The organism is Piscinibacter sp. XHJ-5 (assembly GCF_029855045.1).
GTDB lineage: Bacteria > Pseudomonadota > Gammaproteobacteria > Burkholderiales > Burkholderiaceae_C > Albitalea.
Genome location: NZ_CP123228.1, coordinates 4,144,238 through 4,159,060, shown reverse-complemented (window position 1 = coordinate 4,159,060; position 14,823 = coordinate 4,144,238). Strand labels below are relative to the sequence as shown.

At 70.8% G+C, this 14,823-nt stretch carries 11 protein-coding genes; 6 read left to right on the top strand and 5 right to left on the bottom strand.

All coding sequences use genetic code 11. From position 1 onward, the window contains the following. Positions 1–37 precede the first annotated feature (37 nt). Positions 38–736, top strand: coding sequence for a haloacid dehalogenase type II (locus tag P7V53_RS19620; protein WP_280151197.1), 699 nt, complete (start codon positions 38–40; stop codon positions 734–736). 66 nt (positions 737–802) lie between these two features. On the opposite strand, the gene P7V53_RS19615 is transcribed toward P7V53_RS19620, so the two are convergent. Continuing rightward, a complete protein-coding gene (locus P7V53_RS19615) occupies positions 803–1,873 on the bottom strand; it encodes a VWA domain-containing protein (protein WP_280151196.1) in 1,071 nt (356 codons plus the stop codon). Positions 1,874–2,199: 326 nt separating this feature from the next. On the opposite strand from P7V53_RS19615, the gene P7V53_RS19610 reads away from it, so the two are divergent. Next, the gene (locus P7V53_RS19610) at positions 2,200–4,134 is read left to right on the top strand and encodes a bifunctional metallophosphatase/5'-nucleotidase (RefSeq protein ID WP_280151195.1); all 1,935 of its coding nucleotides are present in this window, start codon (positions 2,200–2,202) and stop codon (positions 4,132–4,134) included. A gap of 112 nt (positions 4,135–4,246) precedes the next feature. Here the strand turns inward: P7V53_RS19610 and P7V53_RS19605 are convergent, their stop codons facing one another. From P7V53_RS19605 to P7V53_RS19590, 4 genes are all read right to left on the bottom strand, one after another. After that, positions 4,247–4,543 carry a hypothetical protein gene (locus tag P7V53_RS19605; RefSeq protein ID WP_280151194.1) on the bottom strand — a complete coding sequence of 99 codons (297 nt, stop codon included), beginning with the start codon at positions 4,541–4,543 and terminating at the stop codon, positions 4,247–4,249. An 85-nt stretch (positions 4,544–4,628) separates the two neighbouring features. Then, positions 4,629–7,733, bottom strand: coding sequence for an efflux RND transporter permease subunit (locus tag P7V53_RS19600; RefSeq protein WP_280151193.1), 3,105 nt, complete (start codon positions 7,731–7,733; stop codon positions 4,629–4,631). 14 nt (positions 7,734–7,747) lie between these two features. Further along, on the bottom strand, positions 7,748–8,878 hold the full coding sequence (locus tag P7V53_RS19595) for an efflux RND transporter periplasmic adaptor subunit (RefSeq protein ID WP_280151192.1): 1,131 nt from the start codon (positions 8,876–8,878) through the stop codon (positions 7,748–7,750). 37 nt (positions 8,879–8,915) lie between these two features. Continuing rightward, a complete protein-coding gene (locus P7V53_RS19590; protein WP_280151191.1) occupies positions 8,916–10,322 on the bottom strand; it encodes an efflux transporter outer membrane subunit in 1,407 nt (468 codons plus the stop codon). Between the two features lie 169 nt (positions 10,323–10,491). On the opposite strand from P7V53_RS19590, the gene P7V53_RS19585 reads away from it, so the two are divergent. From P7V53_RS19585 to P7V53_RS19570, 4 genes are all read left to right on the top strand, one after another. Beyond that, positions 10,492–10,908, top strand: coding sequence for a DUF2946 family protein (locus tag P7V53_RS19585; RefSeq protein ID WP_280151190.1), 417 nt, complete (start codon positions 10,492–10,494; stop codon positions 10,906–10,908). A 79-nt stretch (positions 10,909–10,987) separates the two neighbouring features. Further along, the gene (locus P7V53_RS19580) at positions 10,988–13,129 is read left to right on the top strand and encodes a TonB-dependent receptor (RefSeq protein WP_280151189.1); all 2,142 of its coding nucleotides are present in this window, start codon (positions 10,988–10,990) and stop codon (positions 13,127–13,129) included. Next, positions 13,123–14,301: an exo-alpha-sialidase gene (locus P7V53_RS19575; RefSeq protein WP_280151188.1), complete on the top strand. Its 1,179-nt coding sequence runs from the start codon at positions 13,123–13,125 to the stop codon at positions 14,299–14,301. Before P7V53_RS19580 ends, P7V53_RS19575 begins: the two co-directional genes overlap by 7 nt. Then, positions 14,279–14,752 carry a hypothetical protein gene (locus P7V53_RS19570; protein WP_280151187.1) on the top strand — a complete coding sequence of 158 codons (474 nt, stop codon included), beginning with the start codon at positions 14,279–14,281 and terminating at the stop codon, positions 14,750–14,752. The genes P7V53_RS19575 and P7V53_RS19570 overlap by 23 nt, the downstream gene beginning before the upstream one ends. The last annotated feature ends 71 nt before the right edge of the window (positions 14,753–14,823 follow it).

The window sequence follows — 14,823 nt, the reverse complement described above, 5'->3', positions numbered from 1 at the left end:
TTATCCTCACCCTTTCGATGCGTCCGCGGAGCGCTCCATGCACGAAGGCATCAAGGTCCTCGCGTTCGACGTTTTCGGCACCGTCGTCGACTGGCACGGCACGATCGCGCGAGAGGTCGCGGCGCGTTACCCGCAGGTCGACGGCGACCGGTTCGCGCTGGCGTGGCGCGCCGGCTACCGGCCGGCGATGCAGCGCGTGATGTCGGGTGACCTGGGCTGGACTCGCATCGACGACCTGCATCGGATGATCCTCGACGGACTGCTGCCGGAGTTCGGACTGGCCCATCTCGACGAGTCCGAGCGCCGCCGCCTCAACAAGGTCTGGCACCGGCTCGAGGCCTGGCCGGATGCCGTCGATGGCATCGGCCGGCTCAAGAGGCGCTACATCGTCTGCACGCTGTCCAACGGCAACATCGGCCTGCTGACGGAAATGGCCAAGCACGCGGGCCTGCCGTGGGACTGCATCCTCTCGGCGGAGCTGTTTCGCAAGTACAAGCCCGACCCGGCGGTCTACCTGGGCGCCGCAGGCGTGTTCGGCGTGCAGCCGGACGAGGTGATGCTGGTGGCGGCGCACCACGACGACCTGGCCGCGGCGCGGGCCTGCGGCCTCAAGACGGCCTTCATCGAGCGCCCGCTCGAATTCGGCCCGTCGGTCGCCAAGGACGTGACGCCGCGGCCGGACAACACCCTGCATGCCAAGAGCATCGTCGCGCTGGCGGACATGCTGGGCTGTTGAGGCGGCCGATTCGGATCCGACGGTGCGACCCGCTGCACGGCTGCAACAGAACGACAGCGCAAACTGTCACGCCACCCGGCCGAACCACCACAGCGACAGGCCGGCCCCCAACGCCAGCAGCAGTGCCGCGCCGGCGGTGAACAGCGCCGTGATCTCGGTGTTCTTGCGCTCCATCACCAGCCGGCCCTGCAGGCCCTCGTACACCTTGCCCAGCTCCATGCCGTTGGTGGCGCGGAAGTATTCGCCCCGCGTCAGCTCGGCGACGCGCTTGAGCGTCTCCTCGTCGAGCTGCACCCGCACGCTGAAGCCTTCGGGACCGACCACCTCCCCATCCTTGGTGCCGTAGCCCACGGTGAAGACCTTGATGCCGCGGCTGGCGGCAAGCTGTGCGGCCTCCATCGGGTCTGGGCCCATGGTGTTCTGCCCGTCGGTCAGCAGCACGATGGCCGCCGACTTGTCCGAGCCCGGCGGCACCGGCTTGGGCGCCGTTGCCGGCACCTGCGCGACCTTGTTCCTGGCCTTGTTCCTGCCCTTGGCGCGGGACTCCGGCAGGGCGGTGGCGACCTTGCGCACGCCGATCTCGGAAACGTCGATGCTTTGCTCGGGGAAGATGGCCGCGAGGGAAATCGCGATGCCTTCGCCGATCGCCGTGCCGCCCTGGAGCTGCAGGCGGTCGATGGCGGCCAGCACCTCCTGCCGCTGCACGGTGGGAGGCTGCACCAGTTGCGCGCTGTCGGCGTACGAAACGATGCCGATGCGCACATCGCGCGGCAGCTTGGCGACGAAGGCCTTGGCGACCTCCTGCGAGGCGCGCAGCCGATTGGGCACGACGTCGGCGGCTTGCATGCTGCCGGAGACGTCGACTGCCAGGATCACGGTTTGCTGCTTGCTCGGCAGCGTCACCGGCGCTGTCGGCCGCGCCGTCGCCACGACGATCACGCCGCAGGCCAGCAGCAGCAGCGCCGGCGGCACATGGCGGCGCCAGCCGATGCCCTTGCCTGCGGCAGCCTTGACGAGCGTGATGTGGGAAAAGCGCACCGCCATCTTCTTGCGGCGTCGCAGCAGCCAGAGGTAGGCGATGACCTGCAGCGGCAGGAGCACCGCGAGCCACAGGATTTCGGGCGACAGGTACGTCATGGCGGCCCTCTGGCAGAAACACAGCGCCAGGGACGCCTCCGCGGATGGGACCGCCGGCGTCTCGACGCTCAACTGGCTTCCAGCAATTCCAATACCCGATATCGCCCGAAAAGGGTGCGAAGGCGCAACCTGCAAAAGGCGCGAAAACCGGCTCCCGGACTGGCAGTCATGCCGCTTCGTTGCTGCTTCCTGGCGTCGGGTTCATCCGCGATCTAGGGAGACGGTGGTGCAAGGGGCTGCGTCTCGTCCGGCCGTCACCCCGCCGGCAAATCGTGCGCGCTTTCTTGCGGCACCGGGCATCACCGCGCTTGACCGATGATCGCGAGATGACATTCCTGGCTTTCGTCCGCTTCTCCACCCTCGTCGCCACCGCCGTTCTCGTCGCCGCCTGCGCGTCGCTGAAGGCGCCGCCGCAGCAGCCGTTCAAGGTGAAGGTGATCGGCTTCAACGACTATCACGGCAACCTGCAATCGCCGGGCACCTTCGGTGCCAACACCACGATTGCGGTCGCGCAGCGTCCGCCCGTGGGAGGCGCCGAATACCTGGCCGCGTACGTGGCACGACTGAAGTCGCAGAACCCGCTCAACGTCGTCGTCGGCGCCGGCGACTTCATCGGCGCCTCGCCGCTGATCTCGGCGCTGTTCTTCGACGAGCCGGCGGTCGAGACGCTGAACAGGATCGGCGTCGAGTTCAATGCCGTCGGCAACCACGAATTCGACAAGGGTCCGGCCGAGCTGCGCCGCCTGCAGAACGGCGGCTGCAAGCCGGCGGGCAACGCCGTCGAGCCCAACAGCTGCAAGGGCGTCGGCTCGAGCGCGCCGGGCAGCTTCGACGGCGCGAAGTTCAGGTGGCTGTCGGCCAACGTGGTCGAGGAGGCCACCGGCCGAACGCTGCTGCCGCCGTACGGCACCAAGACCTTCGACGGCGTGAAGGTGGCCTTCATCGGCATGACGCTGCGCGCCACGCCGTCGATCGTCACGCCGACCGGCGTCGCGGGGCTCACGTTCAAGGACGAGGCCGACACCGTCAACGAACTGGTGCCGCAGCTGCGTGCCCAGGGCATCGAGGCCATCGTCGTGCTGGTGCACCAGGGCGGCTCCCAGAGCGGTCCCAACGTCGGCGACATCAACGGCTGCGACGGCGACCTGAAGACGGCCGCCGGTGCCGACTCGGAGATCGGTGCCATCGTCAAGCGGCTGGACAACGCCGTCGACCTGGTGATCAGCGGCCATACGCATGCGGCCTACAACTGCTCGGCCAGCACGGTCGACGTGGCGGTGGCCAACGGCGTGGCGACGCGCACGCCGCGGGCGGCCGGGCTGCCCAACCGCGACGGCCGCCTCGTGCCCGTGACCAGCGCGAGCGCCTTCGGCCGCGTGCTGACTGACATCGACCTGACACTGGATCCGCTGACGCGCGACGTGCTGAAGGTGGAAGCGACCAACCGCCTGGTGGATCGCACCGATGCCGCGATCAACGCGGCCATCGCCGCCGACCCGACGGTGAAGAACATCGTCGACGGCTACGACGCCCTGGTGTCGCCGCTGGCCAACGCGGTCATCGGCACCATTGCGGCCCCGCTGCCGAACGCCGCCAACGCCGCCGGCGAGATGCCCGCCGGCAGCCTGATCGCCGATGCGCAGCTGCAGGCCACCCAGCCCGCGGCGCTGGGCGGCGCGGTGGCGGCGTTCATGAACCCCGGCGGCGTGCGCAATCCCGGCCTGGCCTTCGCCGGTGCGGCGTACCCGTACGACGTGACCTACGGCAACGCGTTCACGGTGCAGCCCTTCGGCAACAGCCTGGTGACGATGACGCTGACGGCGCAGCAGGTCAAGAGCCTGCTCGAGCAGCAGTTCGCCGGCTGCCTCGGCCAGACCCACCAGCGCATCCTGCAGGTGTCCAACGGCGTCCGGTACTCGTACAGCGCCGGTGCGGCGCCGTGCTCGAAGATCATCGACCTCACGTTGACGCCCACCGACGTGAGCGTGGTGCCGCCGGTGGCCACCGGCGCGCCGGAAAACCTGGTGATCGGCGGGGTGGTGCGGAACCCGGGCAGGACCTACCGCGTGACCGTCAACAGCTTCCTCGCGGCCGGCGGCGACGGCTTCACGGTCCTCACCGGCGGGGCCAACCCCCTCGGCGGCGCGCAGGACATCGATGCGCTGGTGGCGTACCTGAGAGGCGGCTACAAGGCGCCGGCGGCGCCCTACGACCAGACACTGCCTGCGCTGAAGGTGCCGCGCATCACGCGGCTGCCGTGACGCTGCGAACGGCGGTTCGGCTCATCGTGGGGCGAACCCTGCCGCTTCGAGCTCGGGACAAAAAAAAGCCACGGCACGCATGCCGTGGCGTCGATGAAGTGCACGACGCCGCTCAGGCGCCGACGTACAGCTCGTTGAAGTGGTGATCGCGGGCGGCCTGGCGAGCCTCGGCGCGCACTTCGGCGGCATCGCGGCCGTGCGCGGGCAGGTCGAGGAAGACGCTGGCCTCGTTGTGGACCGCGTAGACGGGTTGCGCCATCGCGGCCTTGACTTCCTCACGGCTGAGCGTGGAGGGCGGGGGCACGAATTGCTCGGCCTCGACGGCCATCGCGGCGGACGCCGACAAGGCGACGGTCGCGGCGGCGAGGGCTTGCAGGACGAGGCGGGTGGAACGGGAAACGGCTTGCATGGTGAACTCCTGGTAGGTTGCGGTGGATCGACGACAACGTGTCCTCGATGAAGTCAGTATCGGAAGCGCCGGTTTCTTTCGCACTTCAAACCGGCCGCAGTTCTGTTTCAGCGGTATTGCCGGCGTGGCCGCGGCGCAAGCCCAGCCTGGCCGCGAAGGCGACGATCCAGCGTTGCGCGTCGTCCACGTAGGTGAACACGGCCGGCACCACCAGCAGGCTGAGCAGCGTGGACGTGATCAGTCCGCCGATCACGGCGATCGCCATCGGCGAGCGGAACGACGGATCGGCGCCGAAGCCCATCGCCAGCGGCAGCATGCCGGCGCCCATCGCGATGGTCGTCATCACGATCGGGCGGCTGCGCTTATGGCAGGCGTCGACCAGCGCGTCGAAGCGGGTCATGCCCTGGCGGCGCGCAACGATCGCGTACTCGACCAGCAGGATCGAGTTCTTCGTCACCACGCCCATCAGCATGATCAGCCCGATCATCGACGGCATCGACATCGCGTTGTGCGTGACCAGCAGCGCGACGAAGGCGCCGCCCACCGACAGCGGCAACGCGGCCAGGATGGTCAGCGGCTGCATGAAGTCGTGGAACAGCAGCACCAGCACGCCGTAGATGCACAGCACGCCGATCGCCATCGCGACGCCGAAGCTGGCGAACAGCGACTTCATCTCCTGCGCGTCACCCAGCTCGGCGAGCTTCACCGAAGGCGGCAGCTTCTTGAACGCGGGCAGCTGCAGCGCCTCTTCGTAGGCCTCGCCGAGCGGGCGGCTGCCCAGCTCGACCTCCAAGGTGACGTTGCGGCTGCGGTCCAGGCGGTCGATCTGCGCCGGACCGCTTTCCATCGACAAGGCCGCGACGTTGGCGAGCATCACCGGGCCGTTCTTGCCAGGCACGGTGAGTCGCTCGATGGCCGCCAGGTCGCTGCGCAGCGCGTCGGGCAGCTTCACGCGCACGGGCACCTGGCGCTCGCTGAGGTTCAGCTTGGTGAGGGCGGTGTCGTAGTCGCCCGCGGTGGCCACGCGCACCGTCTCGCCGATCTTCTGCGCCGTCACGCCCATGTCCGCGGCGCGTGCGAAGTCGGGCCGCACGATGATTTCCGGCCGCACCAGGCTGGCGCTCGAGCTCACGGCGCCGACGCCCCTGAGCGTGCGCAGGTCGCGGACCGCGGCCTGCGCCGCCTCGTCGAGCGCCGCCGGATCCTCGCTGCGCAGCACGATCTGCATCTTCACGCCGTTGTCCTGTGCGCCGACCTGGAAGCGCGCGCCGGGCACCTCGGCCAGGCGGGTGCGGACCTGCGCCTCGATGTCCTTGATCGCCTCCTTGCGCTCGGTGCGGTGCGACAGCGTGAGCTTGAGCACCGCGCGCCGCGCCTCGGCCGCCGCGCCCGGCGCGAAGGCGTCGCCGCTGGAGCCGCCGCCGATCGAGCTGTAGACGCCGCGCACCTGAGGCAAGCCTTGCGCGATGACGCGGGCCCGCTCGGCGATGTCCCAGGTCTCCTGCAGCGTGCTGCCGGGCGGCAGCTCGATGTTGATCTGCGTCTGCGCGCGGTCGCTCGACGGCACGAAGCCGGTGGGCAGCAGGCCGATGAGCGAGACCGAGCCGACGAAGAACACGGCGGCGCCCAGGGCGGTGGCCAGGCGGTGCGTGAGGCACCAGCGCATCGCGCTCATGTAGCGGCGCATCAGCCAGCCGTCGGGGCCCGGCTCGTGCTTTGCCGGCTTCAGGAAGTAGGCGGCCATCATCGGAGTGAGGAAGCGCGCCACGACCAGGGAGGCGAGGATGGCCAGCACGGCGGTCCAGCCGAATTGCTTGAAGAACTTGCCGGGAATGCCGCCCATGAAGGCGGTCGGCAGGAACACCGCCACCAGTGCGAAGGTGGTCGCGATGACGGCCAGGCCGATCTCGTCGGCGGCCTCGGTGGCGGCCTGCATCGGGGTCTTGCCCATCTGCAGGTGGCGCGAGATGTTCTCGATCTCGACGATCGCATCGTCGACCAGGATGCCGACCACCAGCGCAAGCGACAGCAGCGTCACCGTGTTCAGGGTGAAGCCGAGGTATTGCATGCCGAGGAAAGCCGGGATCACCGACAGCGGCAAGGCGGTCGTCGCGACCAGCGTCGCACGCCAGTCGCGCAGGAACCAGAACACGACGACGATGGCCAGCAGCGCGCCTTCGTACAGCAGGTGCATGGAGCCGTCGAAGTTCTCCTCCACCGGAGAGGCGTTGTCGATCACCTGCGTGAGCCTGACGTTGCCGTGCTCGGCGTTCAGCTCGTCGACGGCGGTGCGCGTGGCCTTCATCACGTCGACCTCGCTCGCGCCCTTGGAGCGGAACACCTCGATGCCGACCACGCGTGCGCCATCCTGCAGCGCCACGCTGCGCCGCTCCTCGGTGGAGTCGGCGATGGTCGCAACCTGGTCCAGCCGCACGCTGCGGCCGTCGGCGAGCGGCACCTCCACCGCGCCGAGCTCGGCCGCCGACTTCACCGTCGCGATGGTGCGCACGCTCTGCTCGGCGCCGCTCACGTCGCCGCGTCCGCCCGGCGCTTCCTGCTGCACCTGCTTGAGGCGCTGCGACACCTCGAGGGCGGTCACCTTCAGCGCCGCCATGCGGCCCGCATCGAGCTCGACGCGCACCTCACGGTTGGCGCCGCCCACGCGCTTGACCGAGCCGACGCCCGGCACGGTGAGCAGCTTCTTGGCCACGGTGTTGTCGACATACCAGGACACCTCCTGCTCGTCGAGCTGGTCCGACGATGCGGTGTAGGTCAGCACCACGCGTCCGGCCACGCTGGCCTTCACCACGCTGGGCTCGCGCATCTCGCCCGGCAGGTCGGCGCGCACCAGCGCGACCGCATCGCGCACATCGGTCACGGCCTCGGCCGGATCCTTCTCGATCTGGAACTCGACGGCGATGCTGACCTCGCCGTCGCGCACCGTGGTATGGATGTGCTTGATGCCTTGCAGCGTGGCGATGGAGTCCTCGAGCTTGCGGGCGACCTCGGTCTCCAGCTGCGCAGGCGCCGAGCCGTCGAGCGTGGCGGTCACGGTGACCAGCGGCAGCTCGATGTCCGGGAAGTCCTGCACCGGGCTGGCGCGAAAGGCCATCACGCCGGCCAGCGTGAGCAGCGCGAACAGCATGATGACGACCACCGGGTTCTTGATGGCGAGGGCGGAGAAGTTCATGGCGGTGTCCTCGTTCAGGTCAGCGATTCGGGCATCACCTTCGGCTTGGCGGTCTCCTGCACCACCTTCACCAGGTCGCCGTCGTTCAGGAAGCCGGCGCCGCGGCCGACGACGAGCGCGTCCGGCCGCAGGCCGTCGGTGATCTCCACGCGCTGCGCGCTGCGCCGGCCGGTGCTCACACGGGTCTGCTGCACGCGCTGGTCGGGTCCGATGCGGAAGACGTAGCTGAACCCGTCGCGCACGACGACGGCCTGCTGCGCGACGGTGAGGGCGCTCGACTGGCCGAGGTCGAAGTCTCCCTTGGCGAACATGCCGGCCTTCAGGCCCAGCGAGGGCGGCAGATCCACGTACACCACGCCGCTGCGGGTCTGCGCGTCGACGGTCGGGGCGACCATCCGCACGCGGCCTTCGACCAGCGTGCCGTCGGCGGCGCTGAGGCGGGCTGGCGTGCCGGGACGCAGGCGCACCATCTCGGCCGAGGTCACCTCGGCGCGCCATTCGAGGCGCGCGCCGCGGATCAGGCGAAACAGCTCCTGACCCGAGCCCATGACGGCGCCGACCGTGGCGCTGCGCGAAGAGATGACGCCGTCGTCCGGCGCGATCACCTGTGTCTTCGCCAGCCGCAGCTGCTGCGCCTGCACGGCGGCGCGCTGCGCCTCGAGGCGCGCGCGTGCGGTCTGCTCGGCAGTGAGGAACTGCGCGACCTGCTGCGCGCTCAGGGCGCCGCTCGCATCGAGCGTGCGGGCGCGCTGCGCGTTCGCCGCGGCGTCGGCGGCGCTGGCCTCGGCTTCTGCCAGGCTGGCCTTCAGCTGCGCGAGCTCCGCCTGCGTGGTGTCGGCGGTGAAGCTCGCCAGCACCTGGCCGCGCCTGACCACGTCGCCGACGTTCACGTGCACCGCGGCCAGGCGCAGCCCGGGCACCTCGGTGCCGATGCTGGCCTCCTGCCAGGCGGCGACCGTGCCGTGGGCGGACATCCGCATCGGCAGCTGCAGCGCCTGCGGCTGCTCGATGTGCACGGTGAGGGCGGGCTTGGCGGCCTGCGGCTCGGCGGCGGGGCTGGAGGCGCGGACGCTCAGCGTGATGCCGGCGGCGGCCAGGAGGGCGGCGCCGACGGCGGCGGCAAGAAGGAGGCGATGGCGTGTCATGGCGGGTTCCGGTCGTTCGTGAGGGTTCGAAAAGAAATCAGCGCGTCGCGCCTTGCGCGATCTGCAGCGCGTCTGCGCGCCAGCCTCCGCCGAGCGCGCGGTACAACGAGATCCAGGCGGCGATGCGTTCGCGCTGCAGGTCGATGAGCGCGTTCTGCGCCTGCAGGTCGCTGCGGCGCGCATCCTCCAGCTCGAACAGGCTGGCGAGCCCGCCGCGCTGGCGCATCTCGGTGGCCACGTAGGAAGCGTGGAAGCCTTCCGCGGCGAGCTGCGCGTCGTGCGTCCGGTCGGCGGTGCTCTGCAGCGTGACCAGCGCCTGCTCGACCTCCTGCACGGCCACGCGCAGCCTGGCGCGGTAAACGCTGGCTGCCTCGTCGTAGCGGGCGCGCGCGGCCTCCACATTGGCCCGCCGCGCGCCGCCGTCGAAGATCGGCAGCGAGACGGCCAGCGGACCGAAGCTCCACAGCGTGCCGTCGGTGCTGCCGGACGAAGTCTTCGCCCGTGCGGCGCTGAGGCTGCCGTTCAGCGTGACGCGAGGAAGGCGCTGCGCCTGCGCCTCGGCGGTGTCGGCGGCAGCGGCTTCGACATCGCGTGCGGCGCTGAACAGGTCGGGCCGCTGTGCCAGCGCCTGCCCCGGGACCGCCTCCACCGCGATCTGCGCCGGCTGCGGCAGGCGTGCGGTGCGTTCGCCGAGCCGGGCGCGAAGCTCCGGCTCCGCGATGGCGGTCAGGGCGACCAGCGACTTGACGGCCAGCTCGCACTGCGCATGCTGCTGCGTCGCGTTGCCCTGTCCTTGTGCCGCGGTGGCACGCGACAGCGCCGCGTTGGCCGGAGACTGGAAGCCGCTTCTCGCGCTGAGCTCGGTGAGCCGCGCCGTCTCGCCGCGCGATGCCGCGTCGGCACGGGTCTGCGCGAGCAGGGCCTCGCAGGCGCGCAGGCCGACGTAGCTGGTCGCGACCTCCGCGGCGACCGAAACGCGGGCGTCGTGCCACAGCGCGCGGGCGCCTTCGAGCCGCGCCTGCGTCGCGTCGGCGGCGGCGCGACGGCCGCCGAACACGTCGATCTCCCAGCTCGCCTGCAGGCCGGAAGCGCCCGAGGTGGCGATCGGCAGGCCGAAGTCTTCGCGTCCGCGCGACAGCGTCGCCTGGGCTTGCAAGCTCGGACCCAGCGCCGCGCCGGCCCCGACACGCGCCGCACGCGCCTGCTCGATGCGCGAGCGCGCCGACGCGATCGTGGGGCTCGCGTCCTGCGCGGCGGCGACCAGCTCCGCGAGCAGCGGATCGTCGAACTGCTGCCACCACCCCCGCAGATCGGCGAGGCGGCCATCGTGCGGCAGCGCGGCGTGCCATTGCGCGGGCAGCGCAGGCACAGGGGTCGTGGGGCTCGGCAGTGCGGCGCAGCCGCACAGCAGCGCAGCCAGCACAAGCGTGACAGTGGATCGCATGCAGTCTCCCGACGTGGTGGTTCGGCGCCAGTGTCGGGAGGCGGCATCTCAGGGTTGCTTCAATGCGGGCCGTGAATGTTTCATTCGTAGGTTGGACCGGACGCTGGGGACTGGCTCGGTCTCGTCGACGAAGGCATCGTGGGCTGACGGCCGCAGGCACAATCGCGCGATGTCCCGCGCTTCCTGGCTGACCCGCTGGACCGTCCGTCTGGCGGTCGTGGCCCTGCTGCTCAAGGCGGCGGTGCCCATGCTGGCCAGCATGGCCGCGCAGCTGCAAGGCGCCTCGGTGGCGCAGGTCTGCGACGTCTATGGCGTGGCGCTGCCCAGTCATCATGACCACGCACATCACGGCGAGCACGCCGGCCACCACGGCGAGCATCACCCGGGGTCCGACGCCGCCCACAAGAGCGACCACTGCGCGCTGACGGCCCTCGCGGCGCTGGCGCCGCAAGCCATGGCGCCGTTGTCGCTGCCGCTGGCGCCGCCGCCCCTGTCGGATGTTCAGGCACATGCGCCATTCGCCGTCGCGGATGCCGCCGCCGCCTGGATCGCCCGCCTGCACCACGGTCCACCCGCGTCTTCCTGATCGACTGCGGCTCTCCAGCACCTGCCTGGAGGCTCTCGCTCGACTGCGGCCGTCCGCGGCCGCGACAGGAAGATCAAGGATGACCAGAACAACACCCCGCCGGCGTGCGCGGGCGCCGCTGGCGCTCGCCATGTTCGGCCTTTGTGGTGGCGTGTCGGCACAGTCCGGCCCGTCCACCGACACCACGCTCGTCACCCAGGGCTCCGCGCTGCCCGCCGTCACCATCACCGGCACGCGCGAGAAGACGCTGCTGTCCCAGACGCCGGCTTCCATCGGCGTCATCCCCGAGCGCGACATCGTGTTCACCGGCCCCATGCACCCGCAGCAGCTGCTCGGACAGGTGCCCGGCGTCGCGATCGCGGTCACCAACGGCGAGGGCCACAGCACGGCGATCCGCCAACCGTTCACCACCTCGCCGCTGTACCTCTTCCTCGAGGACGGCATTCCGACGCGCGCCACCGGCTTCTTCAACCACAACGCGCTGTACGAGGTGAATCTGCCGGCCGCCGGCGGCGTCGAGGTGGTGCGCGGTCCTGGCAGCGCGCTGTACGGCTCGGATGCGATCGCCGGCACGGTCAACGTGCTGACCAGGGCGCCCGCCGCCGAGCCGCAGCTGATGCTGTCGGCCGAGGCGGGCAGCTCCGGCTGGCGGCGGCTGCTTGCCGATGGCAGCCGCGGCGACGTGCGGGCCTCGGTCAACGTGACCCACACCGACGGCTGGCGCGACGGCACGGCCTACGACCGGCAGAGCGCGAACTTTCGCTGGGATGCGGCGGCGGGCGGCATGCGGCTGAAGACCATCGTCGGGCTCACGCACATCGACCAGCAGACCGGCGCGAACACGCCGCTCACGCTCGACGACTACCTGCACGATCCGACGAAGAACAACCTGTCGATCGCGTGGCGCAAGGTGCGCGCGCTGCGGCTGTCGACCCAGGTGGAGCACGAGGCGGGCGGCTCGCTGTGGACGCTCACGCCCTACCTGCGCCGCAACGTCATGGACCTCAACGGCTCGTTCAACCTCAGCTCGGACCCGCGCATCGAGACCAGCGCGGTCACGTCGCTCGGCCTGATGGCGAAGTGGCGCCGCGACTTCGACGCGCCGCTGCGGCCGCGGCTCATCGCCGGCGTCGACCTCGATCGCAGCCCCGGCTCGCGCACCGAGGACAGCATCGCTCCCACACGCACCGGCAGCGGCGCGAACAGCTTCTACACCGGCTTCACCGTCGGCGACCGCATCTACGACTACGACGTGACGTTTCGCAGCGCGTCGGCGTACCTGCACGGCGAGCTCTCGCCGACGCCGTCGGTCCGCATCACCGCCGGGCTGCGCCACGACGACATCCGCTACGAGATGGACAACCGCATCGCCGCGGACACCACCAGCGCCGGGCCGCGGATCTACGCCCAGACGCCGCATGCGTCGGTCGGGTACTCGCGCTGGAGTCCCAAGCTGGGCGCGACCTGGGCGGTCGCACCGCAGGCGAGCCTCTACGCCTCGGTGCACCACGGCTTTCGCACGCCGTCGGAAAGCCAGCTCTTTCGTGCCGGCAGCGGCGCCTCCGCGGCCGAGGCGCAGACCAAGGCGGCGTTCGCGCTGGCGCTCAAGCCGATCAAGGCGCGGCAGTCGGAGCTCGGCCTGCGCGGCCAGGCACAGGACTGGCGCTACGACCTGGTGGCCTACGAGCTCGTCAAGCGCGACGACCTGGTGAGCCAGCGCGATCTGGCAACCGACGTGACCACCGCCGTGAACGCGGGCCGCACCCGGCATCGCGGCGTGGAGCTGGGCCTGGGCAGGGCGCTGACCGCCGCGTGGCGTCTCGACGTGGCGCTGTCGCACGCCAGGCACGTCTACGACCGATGGGTCACGGCCATCGCCGACTTCTCCGGCAAGGAGATGGAATCGGCGCCGCGCAGCATCGCGAACGTGAGGCTCGCCTGGACGCCGCGCGAGGGCTCCAGCGCGCAGCTCGAATGGGCGCACATCGGGTCCTACTGGCTGGAGGCGAGCCACTCGGCGGCCTTCGGCAAGTACCCCGGCCACGACGTGTTCAACCTTCGCATGCGCCAGCGCCTCGACGACCGCATGTCGCTGTTCGCCCGCGTCATGAACCTGGCCGACAAGCGCTACGCCGACAGCGCCTCGGTGTCGTCGAACACCGCGGTCTATTCGCCGGCGCTGCCGCGCAGCGTCTACGCGGGACTGGAGGCTGCATGGTGAGCCTGATGCTTCGATGCCTGTGGATGCTGGCCATCGCGCTGCCGGCGGCCGCCCAGCATGCGCATGGCGGCGCCAGGGGCGCGCCGCAACTGGCCATCGGCGCGGCCTTCGCGCCCTCGGGCGAGCTGTGGATCGTCGGTCTCGACGCTCAGTCGCGCCTGTTCGTGCAGACCAGCGCCGACGAAGGGCGAAGCTGGTCGGCGCCGCGCGAGATCCCGACCGGCGGCGACACGCCCGCCGCGGCGGGCGAGAGCCGGCCCAAGATCGCCTTCGGTCCGGACGGCCGCGTCGTCATCGCCTACACGCAGCCGCAGGCCTTGCCGTACACGGGTCTGATCCGCATGCTGCGATCCACCGACGGCGGGCGCAGCTTCTCGGCGCCGTTCACGGTGCACCGCGACCGCCAGGTGATCACCCATCGCTTCGAGTCCATCGCCTTCGATGCGCGCGGCACGCTGCACACCGTGTGGGTGGACAAGCGCGATGCCGAGGCGAGCCGCGCTGCCGGCCGCAGGGACTATCGCGGCGCGGCGATCTACCGCAACGAGTCGGCCGACGGCGGACAGAGTTTCGGCCCCGACATCAAGCTTGCGGACAGCAGCTGCGAGTGCTGCCGCATCGCGCTCGCGCCTTCGCCGGACGGCGGGCTGGTGGCGCTCTGGCGCCATGTCTTCGCGCCCAACCAGCGCGACCATGCCTTCGCCGCGGTGCGCGAACGGGCCACGGCGTCGCAGCCCGTGCGCGCCACCTTCGACCGCTGGGCGCTCGACGCCTGCCCGCACCACGGGCCCGGGCTCACGCCGTCGTCAACGGGCGGCTACCACGCGGTGTGGTTCGGCGAGAAGGACGGCATCGCCGGCGTGCGCTACGGCCGGCTGGGGGCCGACGGCACGCCGCGCGGCGAGGCGCGACGGCTGCCCGACCCGCAGGCCGAGCATGCCGACGTGCTCGGCGCCGGCACGCAGCTGGCCATCGTCTGGCGCAGCTTCGACGGCCAGGCGACACGCTGGCGCGCCTGGCTCTCCGCCGACGACGGCGAGCACTTCACGCTGAAGGAGCTGGGCCGCAGCGATCTCGACAACGACCATCCGCGGCTCGTGCGCCGCGGCGAGCAGATCTACGCGCTGTGGCGCACCACGCAAGGAATCCATGTTGAACGCCTCGTTCCCTAGAGTTGCCGCCGCCTGGTTGCTGGCCGCCCTGTCCACGGTGCAGGCGGCGCCGCGCAAGGTGGAAACCTTCGACGCGCAGGCCTGGCAGCGTCTGCAGGCCGACACCCGGCAGCCGGCAGCGGTCGTGTTCACGACCACCGATTGCGCGCACTGCCCGGCGGTGATCGAGCAGCTCGCTGCGCACATCCGCCGGCACCGACCCACGGCCGAGCTGATTGCCGTGGTGATGGACGCCGCGCCGGGCGACGCCGATGCGACGCTGCTGAGCGATTCGCACTACCGGCCGGCCGACCGGCTGTTCGCATTCGCCGGCCAGGCGGCCGCGCTGCGCTTCGGCGTGAACCCGGCCTGGCGGGGCGTGACGCCGTACGTGGGCTTGCTGAAGCCGCAAGGCGCGCCGGTCTGGGTGACAGGCCGGCCGTCGGCGGCAGATCTAGCCGCCTGGCCGTAGGCCCGAGACAAGCGCCGTGCATCCACGGGATGCAATGCCGCGTACCAAGCAAAAGGGCAGGCTGATCAGCC

What these genes read in the sequence shown, in the direction of transcription:
- P7V53_RS19590 (WP_280151191.1), bottom strand. Translation starts at nt 10,322, where the DNA reads ATGCGATCCACTGTCACGCTTGTGCTGGCTGCGCTGCTGTGCGGCTGC.
- P7V53_RS19595 (WP_280151192.1), bottom strand. Translation starts at nt 8,878, where the DNA reads ATGACACGCCATCGCCTCCTTCTTGCCGCCGCCGTCGGCGCCGCCCTC.
- P7V53_RS19575 (WP_280151188.1), top strand. Translation starts at nt 13,123, where the DNA reads ATGGTGAGCCTGATGCTTCGATGCCTGTGGATGCTGGCCATCGCGCTG.
- P7V53_RS19585 (WP_280151190.1), top strand. Translation starts at nt 10,492, where the DNA reads ATGTCCCGCGCTTCCTGGCTGACCCGCTGGACCGTCCGTCTGGCGGTC.
- P7V53_RS19605 (WP_280151194.1), bottom strand. Translation starts at nt 4,543, where the DNA reads ATGCAAGCCGTTTCCCGTTCCACCCGCCTCGTCCTGCAAGCCCTCGCC.
- P7V53_RS19610 (WP_280151195.1), top strand. Translation starts at nt 2,200, where the DNA reads ATGACATTCCTGGCTTTCGTCCGCTTCTCCACCCTCGTCGCCACCGCC.
- P7V53_RS19620 (WP_280151197.1), top strand. Translation starts at nt 38, where the DNA reads ATGCACGAAGGCATCAAGGTCCTCGCGTTCGACGTTTTCGGCACCGTC.
- P7V53_RS19615 (WP_280151196.1), bottom strand. Translation starts at nt 1,873, where the DNA reads ATGACGTACCTGTCGCCCGAAATCCTGTGGCTCGCGGTGCTCCTGCCG.
- P7V53_RS19570 (WP_280151187.1), top strand. Translation starts at nt 14,279, where the DNA reads ATGTTGAACGCCTCGTTCCCTAGAGTTGCCGCCGCCTGGTTGCTGGCC.
- P7V53_RS19600 (WP_280151193.1), bottom strand. Translation starts at nt 7,733, where the DNA reads ATGAACTTCTCCGCCCTCGCCATCAAGAACCCGGTGGTCGTCATCATG.
- P7V53_RS19580 (WP_280151189.1), top strand. Translation starts at nt 10,988, where the DNA reads ATGACCAGAACAACACCCCGCCGGCGTGCGCGGGCGCCGCTGGCGCTC.